Source organism: Streptococcus mitis (assembly GCF_047464035.1).
GTDB classification, from domain to species: domain Bacteria; phylum Bacillota; class Bacilli; order Lactobacillales; family Streptococcaceae; genus Streptococcus; species Streptococcus mitis_DX.
On the sequence record NZ_JASHCQ010000011.1, the window covers coordinates 1 to 14,541 of the forward strand.

The 14,541-nt window shown below is 41.1% G+C and carries 13 protein-coding genes; 4 read left to right on the forward strand and 9 right to left on the reverse strand.

Annotation, left to right across the window (positions count from 1 at the left end):
- The first annotated feature begins 289 nt into the window (after positions 1–289).
- A complete protein-coding gene (locus tag QM818_RS04960; RefSeq protein ID WP_414299987.1) occupies positions 290–1,306 on the forward strand; it encodes an NAD(P)H-dependent glycerol-3-phosphate dehydrogenase in 1,017 nt (338 codons plus the stop codon).
- Between the two features lie 21 nt (positions 1,307–1,327).
- Positions 1,328–2,227 (forward strand): UTP--glucose-1-phosphate uridylyltransferase GalU, encoded by a 900-nt coding sequence (gene galU / locus QM818_RS04965; protein WP_000202214.1) that lies wholly within the window; start codon positions 1,328–1,330, stop codon positions 2,225–2,227.
- Between the two features lie 63 nt (positions 2,228–2,290).
- Here the strand turns inward: galU and QM818_RS04970 are convergent, their stop codons facing one another.
- The 6 genes from QM818_RS04970 to pbp1b form a co-directional block, all read right to left on the reverse strand.
- A complete protein-coding gene (locus QM818_RS04970) occupies positions 2,291–2,968 on the reverse strand; it encodes a rhomboid family intramembrane serine protease (RefSeq protein ID WP_414299988.1) in 678 nt (225 codons plus the stop codon).
- A complete protein-coding gene (locus QM818_RS04975) occupies positions 2,952–3,491 on the reverse strand; it encodes a 5-formyltetrahydrofolate cyclo-ligase (RefSeq protein WP_033685314.1) in 540 nt (179 codons plus the stop codon). The genes QM818_RS04970 and QM818_RS04975 overlap by 17 nt, the downstream gene beginning before the upstream one ends.
- Before the next feature lie 11 nt (positions 3,492–3,502).
- Entirely contained in the window at positions 3,503–4,633 is a 1,131-nt protein-coding gene (locus QM818_RS04980) for an N-acetyldiaminopimelate deacetylase (RefSeq protein ID WP_033685315.1), read from the reverse strand.
- 67 nt (positions 4,634–4,700) lie between these two features.
- Positions 4,701–5,399, reverse strand: a complete 699-nt coding sequence (gene dapD, locus QM818_RS04985; RefSeq protein WP_000127460.1) for a 2,3,4,5-tetrahydropyridine-2,6-dicarboxylate N-acetyltransferase — start codon at positions 5,397–5,399, stop codon at positions 4,701–4,703.
- 228 nt (positions 5,400–5,627) lie between these two features.
- Positions 5,628–6,539 (reverse strand): DMT family transporter, encoded by a 912-nt coding sequence (locus QM818_RS04990; RefSeq protein WP_084887393.1) that lies wholly within the window; start codon positions 6,537–6,539, stop codon positions 5,628–5,630.
- A 56-nt stretch (positions 6,540–6,595) separates the two neighbouring features.
- Complete coding sequence (pbp1b, locus tag QM818_RS04995) at positions 6,596–9,046, reverse strand: penicillin-binding protein PBP1B (RefSeq protein ID WP_414299989.1); 2,451 nt, start codon at positions 9,044–9,046, stop codon at positions 6,596–6,598.
- A gap of 140 nt (positions 9,047–9,186) precedes the next feature.
- Between pbp1b and tyrS the strand changes: the two genes are divergently transcribed.
- Positions 9,187–10,443, forward strand: coding sequence for a tyrosine--tRNA ligase (tyrS, locus tag QM818_RS05000; RefSeq protein WP_049494745.1), 1,257 nt, complete (start codon positions 9,187–9,189; stop codon positions 10,441–10,443).
- Positions 10,444–10,520: 77 nt separating this feature from the next.
- On the opposite strand, the gene QM818_RS05005 is transcribed toward tyrS, so the two are convergent.
- Both QM818_RS05005 and QM818_RS05010 read right to left on the reverse strand, forming a co-directional pair.
- On the reverse strand, positions 10,521–12,584 hold the full coding sequence (locus QM818_RS05005; RefSeq protein ID WP_414299990.1) for a heavy metal translocating P-type ATPase: 2,064 nt from the start codon (positions 12,582–12,584) through the stop codon (positions 10,521–10,523).
- Position 12,585: 1 nt separating this feature from the next.
- The gene (locus QM818_RS05010) at positions 12,586–12,864 is read right to left on the reverse strand and encodes a DUF6110 family protein (protein ID WP_000910910.1); all 279 of its coding nucleotides are present in this window, start codon (positions 12,862–12,864) and stop codon (positions 12,586–12,588) included.
- A gap of 151 nt (positions 12,865–13,015) precedes the next feature.
- Between QM818_RS05010 and QM818_RS05015 the strand changes: the two genes are divergently transcribed.
- The gene (locus QM818_RS05015; protein ID WP_143952578.1) at positions 13,016–13,864 is read left to right on the forward strand and encodes a putative RNA methyltransferase; all 849 of its coding nucleotides are present in this window, start codon (positions 13,016–13,018) and stop codon (positions 13,862–13,864) included.
- A 341-nt stretch (positions 13,865–14,205) separates the two neighbouring features.
- Here QM818_RS05015 and QM818_RS05020 read toward each other — a convergent pair whose 3' ends face one another.
- A complete protein-coding gene (locus QM818_RS05020) occupies positions 14,206–14,412 on the reverse strand; it encodes a hypothetical protein (protein ID WP_414299991.1) in 207 nt (68 codons plus the stop codon).
- Between the last annotated feature and the right edge of the window lie 129 nt (positions 14,413–14,541).

Here is a 14,541-nt window from a genome sequence, read left to right on the forward strand (position 1 = left end):
CATATGATTCTTTCTAATGAGTTGTTTCGTCGCTTTTCATTATAGGTCATATGGGACTTTTTTTCTACACAAAAATAGGCTCCATAATATCTATAGGGGATTTACCCACTACAAATATTATAGAGCCGCTATTCTTTAAAGAATATCAAAACCGAGACTAAGAGTTTAATACTTAGGCTCGGTTTTTGTATATTTTTCAAGTAATAAAGTAACTACTCCCCAGCAATGCAAGTGCAAAATCCCCTAGAATGTGATAAAATAAAAAGAGAACTCTATCAAGGAGGAAAACATGGAAAAACAAACCGTCGCCGTCTTGGGGCCTGGTTCTTGGGGAACTGCCCTTTCACAAGTCTTAAATGACAATGGACACGAGGTACGTATTTGGGGAAATCTGCCCGAGCAAATCAATGAAATTAATACACACCATACTAATAAACAATACTTTAAAGATGTCGTTCTAGATGAAAATATCATTGCCTACACCGACTTAGCAGAGGCATTAAAAGATGTAGATGCGATTTTGTTTGTTGTCCCAACAAAAGTGACACGACTTGTTGCCCAACAAGTTGCAAAAACCTTAGACCATAGGGCTATCATCATGCACGCTTCAAAGGGATTAGAACCCGATAGCCATAAACGATTATCAACCATCCTTGAAGAAGAAATTCCTGAACATCTCCGCAGTGATATTGTCGTTGTTTCAGGACCTAGTCATGCGGAAGAAACCATTGTACGTGACCTGACTTTAATCACTGCTGCTTCTAAAGATTTACAAACAGCTCAATACGTTCAAGAACTCTTTAGTAATCAATACTTCCGACTTTATACCAATACGGATGTTATCGGGGTCGAAACCGCTGGTGCTCTTAAAAACATTATCGCTGTCGGTGCTGGAGCCTTACATGGTTTAGGATTTGGTGACAACGCTAAGGCAGCCATCATCGCTCGAGGCTTGGCAGAAATTACCCGCCTAGGGGTAGCACTCGGTGCCAATCCATTGACCTATAGCGGCTTATCTGGTGTGGGAGATTTGATTGTAACGGGAACCTCCATCCACTCTCGTAACTGGAGAGCTGGAGATGCCCTTGGTCGTGGAGAATCTCTAGCTGATATTGAAGCCAATATGGGCATGGTGATTGAAGGAATTTCAACAACTCGAGCAGCCTATGAACTAGCGCAAGAACTTGGAGTCTATATGCCAATTACACAAGCCATTTACCAAGTTATTTACCACGGAACCAATATTAAAGATGCCATTTATGACATCATGAACAATGAATTTAAAGCAGAAAATGAGTGGTCTTAACCCTCTAAAGAAAGGATTCTTATGACATCAAAAGTTAGAAAGGCAGTCATCCCTGCCGCTGGACTCGGGACTCGATTTTTACCAGCAACCAAAGCACTTGCTAAAGAAATGTTGCCAATTGTAGATAAACCAACTATCCAATTTATCGTTGAAGAAGCTCTTAAATCAGGTATTGAAGATATTCTGGTTGTCACTGGTAAATCAAAACGTTCTATTGAAGACCACTTTGACTCAAACTTTGAGCTTGAGTACAACCTCAAAGAAAAAGGCAAACATGACTTGTTAAAATTGGTAGACGAAACAACTGGTATTCGCCTTCACTTTATCCGTCAAAGCCATCCCCGTGGTCTTGGCGATGCTGTCTTACAAGCAAAAGCTTTTGTAGGGAATGAGCCCTTCGTTGTCATGCTTGGTGACGACCTAATGGATATCACAGATGACCATGCTGTCCCTTTGACAAAACAATTGATGAACGATTACGAGACAACTCACGCATCAACAATTGCTGTTATGCCTGTCCCTCATGAAGAAGTTTCAGCATATGGAGTTATCGCTCCTCAGGGTGAAGGGATTAATGGTCTCTACAGTGTCGAAACTTTTGTTGAAAAACCAGCTCCAGAGGAGGCTCCAAGTGATCTAGCTATTATCGGTCGTTATCTGCTCACACCAGAAATTTTTGAGATCCTCGAAAATCAAGCTCCTGGCGCTGGAAATGAAATCCAGCTTACCGATGCTATTGATACACTTAATAAAACACAACGTGTTTTCGCCCGTGAATTTACAGGAGCTCGTTACGACGTTGGGGATAAGTTTGGTTTTATGAAAACATCTATTGACTACGCCCTCAAGCACCCACAAGTCAAAGATGACTTGAAAGATTACCTCATCCAACTGGGAAAAGAATTGGCTGAGAAGGAATAACATAAAAAGATAAGGTTCAAAAATGCCTTATCTTTTTTATTACATAACTATTCTTATAAACCTTCACAACCCCATTCCCCTGTAGAGAAGCAAGACTGCGAGTCCTACAAACAAGACTACCGCTCCTAACCTCTGGCTGGTACTATACATCCGTCTTTCTCCTCGAACTGGAAAGATAATTGCTAGAAATGCTCCACCAACTGCTCCCCCGATATGGCCTGCTAGGCTGATTCCTGGAATCAGAACACTTCCAATAATATTAACCACAAAAAGTGTCAGATAGGATTGCCCCAACTGCTGGATATAAGGATTACGCGTAGCATAGCGAAGAATGATAATCGCGGCAAATAGCCCATAGAGAGAAGTAGAAGCTCCTGCTGCTAAGGATTTTGGACTAAATACAAAAACAAAGAGATTGCCCATCATTCCAGATAAGAGATAGAGAAAGAAAAACTTCTTGGATCCGAAAATTTCCTCTACTTGTCTACCAAGATAATAAAGGGAAAGCATATTAACAATGAAATGCTCCCAACCAATATGAACAAAAATGGCAGAAAAGAGACGCCAAACCTGCTCAGGAAAGAGGCGAATAGCTGGCCCATACATGGCTCCAAATCGAAATAATGTATCCGCCCTGTCAAAGTTTCCTCCTGTAGTCACCAACATTAGTAAAAACACCAAGGCCGTCACTAAGAGGAAGAAACTCGTCACAGGGTAACGTCTATCAAAGATTTCCTTCATCAATCAGAACCTCCTGAACAGGAATATCATGGTTTTCAGGGATAAAGTCCTGAATTTGACAAGGATATATCGTACTCAAAGTATGACCAGAAAAATGTTTCAGATAGCGATCATAATAACCTCCACCGTATCCTATCCGATATCCTTTCGTCGTAAAAACCAAGCCCGGAACATGAATCAAATCAATCTGAGAGGCATCCACCACTTCCAAATCTCCCTGTGGTTCCAGTAAGCCAAAGGAAGTTTTTACCAACTGTTGCGGATCATAGACTACAAAGTTCATGCGTCCCTTGGGATAAGTTTTGGGTATCAGAACCTTCTTGCCGTCCTTCAGCGCCTGCTCAATCAGTTCCTGCGTTTGAAACTCATGAGGAAAAGAGAGGTAGGTTGCGATGATCTTAGCTTCTTGGTAAAAGGGGTGTTGTAAAAGTCTTTCGGTTAAAGTTTGATCTATAAACTGTTTTTGCTCTTGAGATATAGCCTTCATTTCTCGCAAGACTTGCTTACGTAATTCCGATTTCATAGACAACCCCTCTATTCTGCTGCCTTCTTTTTCAGGAAACTAAAGACCGCATCCACCCCAATAGCTAATGCTTCTTCCTTAGGACTCATCTGAGGGTGATGAAGGGCGTAGGGACTATCAATACCTAGCCAGAACATAACGCCATCAACTTTTGAAAGGAGATAACCAAAGTCTTCACCTGTCATAGCAGGTTCGATATCAATCAACTCAATTCCGTCTTTTTCTTCAAAGAAGTCCATCAGTTCACGCGCCAAGGCTGGATGGTTCTCAACAGGCAGGTAACCACCTTGTTTGAGTTCCACTTCGACTTCCATATCGAAGGCAGCTGCAACCCCTTCTGCAACTGTTTTGACCCGCTTTTGCACCAAGAGACTCATGTCCTGTGTCAAAGCCCGAATAGTTCCATGCAAAAAGGCTGTGTCTGTGATGACATTATTGGTTGTTCCAGCTTGGAAAACTCCAAAGGTCACCACTGCTCCCTCGATTGGGTTGACATTGCGGCTGACAACTGACTGCACCTGGGTCACAAAGTAACTAGCAGCCACCAAAGCGTCATTGGCTTCATGTGGAAAGGCTGCGTGGCCACCTTTGCCTTTGAAACGAATCTTCACCTCACAAGTCCCTGCAAAGAGTGTATGAGTATTGGTCGCAATCTGACCAACCTTCAAATCTGGCCTAACATGAAGGCCATAAAACTGGTCTGGCAACCAGTCTCCAAAAGCGCCATCCTCATACATGAGCATGCCACCAGCTTCATTTTCTTCAGCAGGCTGAAACAAAAAGAGCAGATTGTTCTTTGGTTGCTCCTCAAGGGCTCGCTCAAGGCAGCCCAAGGCAATAGTCATGTGGAAATCATGGCCACAAGCGTGCATACGACCTTGGTGCTGAGAAGCGAAAGGAAGTCCTGTTTGTTCGACGATAGGCAGACCATCAATGTCTGTTCGCCAACCAATGGTACGCTCTGGCTGACTTCCCTGCAAGTAAACCAAAATACCTGTCCGCCAAGTACGAACTTGAACAAACTCCTTGCCCGCAGTCAATTTTTCAATCACATCCAGCAAATAAGCATGAGTCTTGAACTCCTCCAAGCCAATCTCTGGAATCTGGTGCAAATCTCGTCTAGTCTGAATCAAATCTAACATCTATCTATCCTCCGATATAGCAGAAAGAGGCTGGAAGAAGGGTTCCGCCTCTTTATTACTTTTACAATTATAAGGTACGAAGCGCATCCTCTAGCGCTGTTTTTTGTTGGGTTTGGGCATCAATCTCTTTGATAATGCGAGCTGGAACACCTGCTACCACCACGTTTTCTGGGACATCTTGGGTAACAATAGCTCCTGCTGCAACAACTGAACCACTACCGATTTGGACCCCTTCGATAACTACTGCATTGGCACCGATGAGAACATTGTCTCCAACACGGACTGGTTCTGCGCTAGCTGGCTCAATCACACCTGCAAGAACCGCACCTGCACCAACGTGGCTGTTTTTCCCCACGATAGCACGGCCACCAAGGATAGCACCCATGTCAATCATGGTTCCTGCACCAATTTCAGCACCGATATTGATAACCGCTCCCATCATGATAACAGCATTGTCACCAATTTCAACCTGATCACGGATAATAGCACCCGGCTCAATACGAGCATTGATAGCACGTTTATCTAGCAAAGGAACTGCAGAATTACGAGCGTCTTGCTCAACAACATAGTCTTGGTTTTCTACCAAACCATCGAGAAGCGGAGCCACATCTTTCCAGTCTCCAAATAGGACATTCCCTAGTTTGACAACAGAGCTTGGTACAGCAGTTGCGAGTTGTCCCTCAAAGGTTACTTTCACACTGGTTTTCTTTTCAGCATTGGCGATAAATTGGATAATTTCTTGAGCGTTCATTTTTGTAGCAGTCATAGGCGCCTCCTAGTTCATTTTAATGATACCTATTCTACCAAAAAAGGCCTCAAATTTGAAGCCTTTTTGTTTGTTTTTAGGTATGATTTTTAGGGATGTGAGATAAAACGTGCTGTCGGTAAAAGCAAGCCCCTACCGATACAACCTAAAAACACTCTTCACAACTATCTCCCCGTGTTTTATTGACTATTCTAGTATAGCACACTTTTAGAATTAAGAAAAGACTTTTTATTTACTTTCTTTCGCTTCTTCTACCGATAGGAAAATCATGGGTAAAATAATCAGAGCCATAGCTGTAAGAAGGGACCAATCCACTACCAAGCCTAAAAATAAAACACTCAAAAGGGCAGAAGAGAGAGGTTCACTGGCACTGATAACGGAAACCACTAAAGGAGAGACCAAGGACACTGCCTTCATAGAAATGAAAAAGGCAAAAGCCGTTCCAAAGAAAGCGATAATGAGGCAAATCAAGATACTCCAAATATCAGGAGTAAAGGAGAGCTTGTAAACCGGCGAAAGGACATTGCTAAATAAACCGGCCAAAATCATCCCCCACCCAACCGTCGGGACAAAACCATAGCGCTTAGCAAAAGGTTGAGGTAAGATAACATTAAACATAACACCCATGGCACTCAACAGACCTGTTATAAGGGCTAGTGGCGTCATAGATAACTGAGAGAGATCGCCTTTTGTCGCCATCAAGCACACGCCCAGCATGGCAATCAAAACATAGAAAATAGCACTTTTTGACGCTCGTTTTTGATAAATCAAGCGATTGTAAAAGAGGATAAAGACAGGACTTATAAACTGTAAAATAGTCGCTGTCGCTGCATTAGAATATTCTACGCAGAGGTAGAAAAAATACTGGACTGAAAAAATCCCCAAAATAGCATAGGCTAAAAAGGGCAGGTAATTTTTCTTATCTCGCCAAATATCTAGCACTTGCGATTTTAATTGCACTGCAGACCAAATGAGTACAAGACTCCCTGCCAGTGTCAAACGCATAGAGGTAATCCAGCCAGAGGACACTTGATAATGAGTAAAGAAATATTCTCCTAAAATTCCACAGATTCCCCAGATTAAGCCAGATAGGAGCGAATAAATAGTTCCTTTAACAATCTTTTTCTGATACTGATTCATACCTTTATTGTAACACGAAAGGAAAAAAGAAAAAAGTGGCAATCAATGCCACTTTCCTACCTTCTACTATTTGGTTGTGTAGATGATGAACTTGATGTACTGCTAGAACTACTACTTGAACTTGGCGTAGATGAGAAACTACCAATAATACTTGACCAAGCATTTTGATAATCTGCTTCACTTCCTCCAATAGCAAAGTGATAGCTAGTCGTAGGAGCTCCCGCCTTATTAGCCCAATAGCTCGTTACAGTAGCCCCTGAAAGATCCACTGTTTTTCCATTAACGGATACTTTGCCTGGCTTCTGTCCTGTAGATCTGAGGACCTGAGATTGGGTCACACTGGAATCAAGATTAAAGCGTTCATTGCCCCAAACACCAGGCTCAGCCTGTTGGATAGCATTGACCAAGTAAGCCATATATTTGGCATTTCGATAATGTCCAGCCCCCTTAGCCATTGGGCGGTTGTCATCATGTCCTAGCCAACCACCTAGAGTCAATCTTGGTGTTGACAGCATGAGCCACATATTTTCATCTTCATTGGTTGTACCAGTCTTACCAATCCAGTCTGCACGAGCTAAGCTTGAATTGATAGAAGCCAAATCCGTTTGGAAACTTGAAGTGATTCGAGATGAAATCACCTCACGAAGCAAACTCTGCATAATTGTTGCCGTTGCCTTCGAGTACACTTGAACTGGCTTGTCTTGAAATTCATAGATTACTCTACCATCAGATGATTCAATCTTAGAAATCACATGTTTCTGATGGTAGACACCATTATTGGCAATTGTTTGATAACCATTGGTATGCTGGGCGACTGTGACTTCAATACCGCCGCCCATAGGCAGACTTTCGATACCGTACTCCGGAATCTCGTAACCCATTTTCTCCATGTAGCCCTTGACATCCACACCCTTCTCACGAAGCATACGATAGGTCCAATAGGCTGGGATATTCCACGAATAGTTCAAGGCTTCACCTAGGGTCATCATGCCTGTACCTGGACTATTTACATACATAATAGGATTTCCATTAGAGAATTTTGTCGGATAATTAGACAAGATACTAGCGCTTCCCATCAAACCTTGGTCAATGGCAATACCGTAGGCCAATAAAGGCTTGGTTGTAGAGGCTGGCGAACGCTTGGTGTCGAAGGCGTGATTGTTTTGGTTAGTCTGGTAATTACGACCACCAACAAAACCTAGAACAGCCCCCGTTTTATTGTCCATCAAAACATTCCCTACTTCAGGCTGCCCAGTCGAATCATCTACCAAACGACCGTAGTTAGCAACTGCATTTTGCATGGCGTTATGGATTTTTTTATTGATCGTTGTCGTGATTTTATAGCCGCCATTACTTAGTTCCTGCTCAGCTCGCTCATGATAAGCCTTTTGAATCGACTCGTTTTTCAACTCTTGGCTAGAGACATTGTCCTGTTGAACTAAATAATCATACATACGGTCGGTCGCTTCAGCCATAGCTGTAAAGTAGAGATAATCCCTCGAAACAGCATTGACAGTTCCTGATGGCAAGAAATCTTGTTTGAGATTATAATCCTTGTACTGGTCGTATTCTTCCTGAGTCAGAGCACCCGTACGGTACATGTTGTAGAGAACATCCTTGGCCCGCTTCAAACCAAGTTCTAAGTCTTCATCACTCTTTAACTCTCCAGTATTTTCATAAGGGGAATAAGTAATCGGACTCTGTGGCAAACCTGCTAGGAAGGCAGCTTGGGGAATACTCAGCTTGTTGGCATCGATACCGAAAATCCCTTCAGCAGCTTGCTGAGCACCTGCAATATTCTGTCCTTTATGATTTCGACCAAAGGGAGCAACATTGAGATAAGTAGTCAAGATTTCATCCTTACTCATGCTGCGTTCCAAGGCAAGGGCATCAACAATTTCTGTAGCCTTACGAGCCAAAGTCGGAGCATCTCCAACCACTTGTTGTTTGATTAACTGTTGGGTCAAGGTCGAGCCCCCGCTAGATGAGCCCAAACCTGCAAAGGTTCCCAAAGTCGCCCGAATCACAGCTTTTGGCACAACCCCATTATGTTCAAGAAAATGTTCGTCCTCAGTTGCAACGATAGCCTTTTTGAGATTGTCCGATATTTCCTCAGATGAGACAGAAGTTCTCAGTAAATCACTCTCGATAGAAGCAATGACACTCCCATCTGAATAAACAATTTCTGAGATAGAAGAAATATTTTTAACCTGCTTGACCAAGTCCTCCGATTGGGGAACCTTAGCCTTGTCAAACAAAGCAACTCCATAACCAAGAGCTACACCAGCACCAAAAAGTCCACCGATAAAGCCTAGAATAAAGAGAGTATTCAAAATTCCCTTGATAGCAGCTAAAATGCTACCTAGGATAGCCAGAACTTTCCCACCTGTCCCATCCGACTGCTTCTCTTCTGAGACTTTCTCTGATTTTTTATGATTTATTTTTGATTTTACTAGCTGGAAAAATTCCAGCATTTTTCGTTTTAATTCATTTAATTGATTTTGCATGGATTTCCTCATTCTATCTATTATACCATAAAAGGTAAACTTTCAATAAAATAGCCACTTTCTTCCCTATTCTACTAGGCTATTGCCCAAGTTTGTGATACAATAGGTAGAAACAATATTTTATAAAGGAGAAAAGACACATGCACATTTTTGATGAGCTAAAAGAGCGTGGTTTGATTTTTCAAACGACTGATGAAGAAGCTTTGCGTAAAGCCCTAGAAGAAGGTCAAGTTTCTTATTATACTGGCTACGATCCAACTGCTGACAGCCTTCACCTAGGCCACCTTGTCGCAATCTTGACAAGTCGTCGCTTGCAACTAGCAGGTCACAAACCTTATGCGCTCGTTGGCGGTGCTACAGGTCTCATCGGAGATCCGTCCTTCAAAGATGCTGAACGTAGTCTCCAAACAAAAGACACAGTAAATGGCTGGGTCAAGTCTATCCAAGGACAACTTTCTCGTTTTCTTGACTTTGAAAATGGGGAAAACAAGGCTGTCATGGTCAACAACTACGACTGGTTTGGCAGCATCAGCTTCATTGACTTCCTCCGTGATATCGGAAAATACTTCACTGTCAACTACATGATGAGCAAGGAGTCTGTGAAAAAACGGATTGAAACAGGGATTTCTTACACTGAGTTTGCCTACCAAATCATGCAAGGTTACGACTTCTTCGTCCTTAACCAAGACCACAATGTGACGCTACAAATCGGTGGTTCTGACCAGTGGGGAAATATGACAGCTGGTACTGAATTGCTTCGTCGTAAGGCTGACAAAACTGGCCACGTGATCACTGTTCCATTGATCACAGATGCAACTGGTAAGAAATTTGGTAAATCAGAAGGAAACGCAGTCTGGCTCAATCCTGAAAAGACTTCTCCATACGAAATGTACCAATTTTGGATGAACGTTATGGACGCAGACGCTGTTCGCTTCTTGAAAATCTTTACTTTCTTGTCACTTGATGAGATTGAAGACATTCGTAAACAATTTGAAGCAGCGCCACACGAACGCTTGGCTCAAAAAGTCTTGGCTCGTGAAGTCGTTACACTCGTTCACGGAGAAGAAGCCTACAAGGAAGCCCTTAACATTACTGAACAACTCTTTGCAGGAAACATCAAAAACCTTTCTGTCAAAGAACTCAAACAAGGACTTCGTGGAGTGCCAAACTACCAAGTACAAGCAGACGAAAACCACAATATCGTGGAACTCCTCGTGTCATCTGGTGTGGTTAACTCAAAACGCCAAGCCCGTGAAGACGTCCAAAACGGAGCTATCTACGTCAACGGCGACCGCATCCAAGACCTTGACTATGTCTTGAGTGACGCAGATAAGTTAGAGAACGAACTGACTGTTATCCGTCGCGGGAAGAAAAAATATTTTGTATTGACTTACTAAACTATTCAACATTTATCTATAAACAAAGGAGTTATCCTCGAGAAAGGTAACTCCTTTTTGCTGTTAATAACTCTCATCTATCTATTTTTAATAGACAGGCTACGCAGTACAATGCGCAAGGTTGTTAGATTATGTAAGATAGAGAGATTTGAAGGACTGAGCCAATTAAATAAGCCAAAGCCAATCAAGCTACTATTTACGACAACGGTATCTTGAATATTCTTCTTGATGAGGGTTTGCAAAGATGATGATAGCCAATCCAACTCTTGGAAGAAATCCAAGCGATTATCTAACAATAAGATATCGCTCATCTGCTTAGAAATATCTGCACTCTCATTCATCACCACACCGATATCTGATAGGGTTAGAGCCGCTGAGTCATTCAATCCATCTCCAACCATCAAAATAGTGTGACCTGCTTTCTGCAGTTCCTCTACTAACTCAAATTTCCCATCAGGTTTCAAGTCTGTATAGACCTGATCAAAGGGCAAATCTTTGACTAATTCCTCTGTTCTAACCAAGGTGTCCCCTGTTGCCAGAATCAATTTTTTCCCTTGTGCCTTAAGTTTCTCCAAGGCTGCTTTTGCTTCTTTTCTCAAAGGAGTATGAATGCAGAACATTCCAATCAATTCATTCTGATAAGCCAAGAATAAGAGATTATAGTGACTCTTGTACTCTTCAATTAAAGCATTTTGTTCTGAACTGATATGAATCTGCTCATCCTGCATCAAAACATAATTCCCAATAAGAACTGGTTGCCCATCTATATGAGATTTAATCCCCTTGCTTGCGATATATTGGAGTTTCCCATGCATTTCCTCATGTTCAATTCCCTCTATCTCAGCTTGCTTGACGATGGCATTAGCAATAGGATGATAAATGTGTTCCTCAAGACAGGCACTGATTCTGAGAATATCTTCCTCACTATAGTCCCCAAAAGGTAACACCTTTTCAACTATAGGATAACTAGTTGTGATTGTTCCCGTCTTATCAAACAAGAAAGTATCAACTTCCAGATATTTCTCCAGAATATCTCCATCCTTAATCACCATTTCACGATTCAACCCCTCCTTGATAGCTGTTAAATAAGCTACAGGAGTAGAGATTTTCAAAGCGCAGGAGAAATCGACCAATAGGAAAGAAATAGCCTTAGAAAAAGAACCTGTTAATAGGTAAGTCAGACCAGCCCCCAAGAAATTATATTTGACGACCTTATCCGCCATTTTGATGAAATAGCGTTGTTTCGTTTTCTTGTTTTCTTCAGATTTCTTCATTAACTCAATCAGTTGTAAAATCCGACTGTTCATCTGATTATCGGTTACACGAATGCGTAACTCTCCAGTTTCTAATACTGTATTTGCACAAACCAAATCAGACTCTCTTTTTTCAACTGGAAAACTCTCTCCCGTCAAGGAACTTTCATTGACCATACCTAAACCTGAAACTACTTGTCCATCAAACAGAATTTCATTTCCTTGAGATAGGACCAAGACATCTCCTATTTGAACATCAGAACTCTTGATACTAACAACCGTATCGCCCTGTACTAGGAATACATCGCTCTCTTTTGCAAGAAGGCTTTGTTCTAAATCTGTTGCAGTTTTTTTCAAGGACCACTGATCTAAATGATTCCCCAAATCAAGCATAAACATGATATTGCTAGCTGTCTTGGATTGGTTCATAAACAAGGACAATAAAATCGCCGAGCAGTCCAAGACCTCCATCGTTAGTTCCTTACGCGCTAGTGTTTGATAGGCTTCTCTAATATAGGCAAAAGCCTGATAACAAGTCCATAGATAGCGAATAGGATACGGCACAAAACTACGAAAAAGTATACGCTTAATCGCTGCACCTGAAACAATAGAATAAGCACTCTCTTCTCTACGAATGGGAAGAGTCATCAACTCAGAAACTTTCCCTTTATCAATTCTTTTTAAAAAGGCTTCTGCATTATCTAATACAGAAAAGCCTTCTTTTATGCGTAGAGTAAAGTGCTGTTGATCCATGTAAAACTGGATAGACTCAATCCCCTTTTCATCTCTCGCCAAGGAACGAAGATAGTCTTGAATATCCAAGGTGAGTGAAAAAGAAGATGATAGTCGGATATGTTGGTATCCTCTATGTAGCACTTTAAAAGACATATTATTCCCCTATAAGGCTATCTAATTGCTCTTCTTTTTTCTCTTGCTCGTACAAATATTTGGCATCTTGCAAGACATCGTCTCCATGTTGTTTCACAACAGAAACAGATGCATCTAGCCCGTCTTTCAACTTGTAAGCCTTAGCCAAAGCTTTAGAATAACCTTTTTTAGCTTCCTTACTTGCCAAGATTTTCAAACCAAGGGTACCAAATGCGACACCACCCAAAAAGAGTGATGATTTTTTCGCAACTTTTGCAACGGTTAGTACTTCTTTTAACATACTTATTTCCTCCTTATCATTATTATATAGCAATTTAGATATAAAAGCAATTTCATTCTATAAATTGGAGAATTAGTTTTATTTCTACTGAATCTCCCATCTACTTATTCCTAAGGTTGCTTTCATTTGCCTCTTTTGATACACTTAAACTATGAATACAAATCTCAAACCCAAACTTCAGCGTTTTGCTTCTGCTACTGCCTTTGCCTGTCCTATCTGCCAAGAAAAGCTGACTCTGGTTGAGAGCAGTCTCAAATGTAGCAATCGCCATTCTTTTGACTTGGCTAAATTCGGCTATGTCAATCTAGCTCCTCAAATCAAGCAATCTACCAACTACGATAAGGAAAATTTTCAAAACCGCCAACAAATCCTAGAGGCTGGATTTTATCAGGCTATCTTAGAGGCTGTATCTGACTTGCTAGCCAGTTCAGAAACTAGCACCACAGTCTTAGATATCGGCTGTGGCGAAGGATTCTATTCTCGCAAACTCCAAGAAAGGCATCCTGACAAAACCTTCTATGCTTTTGATATTTCCAAAGATTCCGTCCAAATCGCTGCCAAGAGCGAACCCAACTGGGCAGTCAATTGGTTCGTTGGTGACTTAGCTCGTCTTCCTATAAAAGACGCTAGCATGGATATCCTGCTTGATATCTTCTCACCTGCCAACTATGGAGAATTTCATCGCGTTTTATCCAAAGACGGTATCTTGATAAAGGTTATCCCAACTGAAAATCACCTCAAGGAAATCCGTCAGAAGGTACAAGACCAGCTAACAAACAAGGATTATTCTAACCAAGATATCAAAAATCATTTCCAAGAACACTTTACCATCCTATCTAGTCAAACTGCCTCTCTGACTAAAACTATCACAGCAGAGCAGCTCAAAGCCCTACTCAGCATGACGCCCCTACTCTTTCACATCGACCAGACTAAGATTGACTGGAGCCAACTGACAGAGATTACCATTGAAGCAGAGATTCTGGTCGGGAAAGCATTCTAAACTAGACTTTGCAAAAGTAGAAAACTTACTAAGAATCTTCAATATTACGAAAACGCATAAGAACAGGTACTCAAAAACCTTAATCTTATGCGTTTTGTTATAGTTTCCATACATATTAAGTGGAAATATTGGAAACCAGTTCTTTTAATAACCATTGAATACCATATAGTACATTTACCCCAAATATGATATAGGCCGTATAAATCAAGTATTTCGATTTCTCCCGTCTCAAAGAATAGATCTTGTACAAGATAAACAAATTTAAAATAATAAATAATAGAGACAAAATCTTCCTCCAAAAATCAATCCTAAAGGTACACAGCTAAGCATAGCCCTAAACTTTATTTTCGATTCGAGATAACAAACTTATCAATAAATAGCAATTGATATAAGGCAAGTACAAATCCCCAGAAACTCCCTCGAAGCGAGAATTCTTGATGATTGAGAGGAAACAAATCATGGTTACCTATATAGAGGCAGGTCAAAATAACAAATAAAATCCAAAATAAATCAGTCCATTTATATTTTGAAAAATATTTTTTCCACATAAAAACACCTTCTTTCCTATAATCATATTATAATACTTTGTGTAAGCGTATGCAAGGGATATGAAGTAATCAACTACGAAGAAACATGAGGATGAAAAAACAATAAAAGCCTCATTTCTATGCATTTAA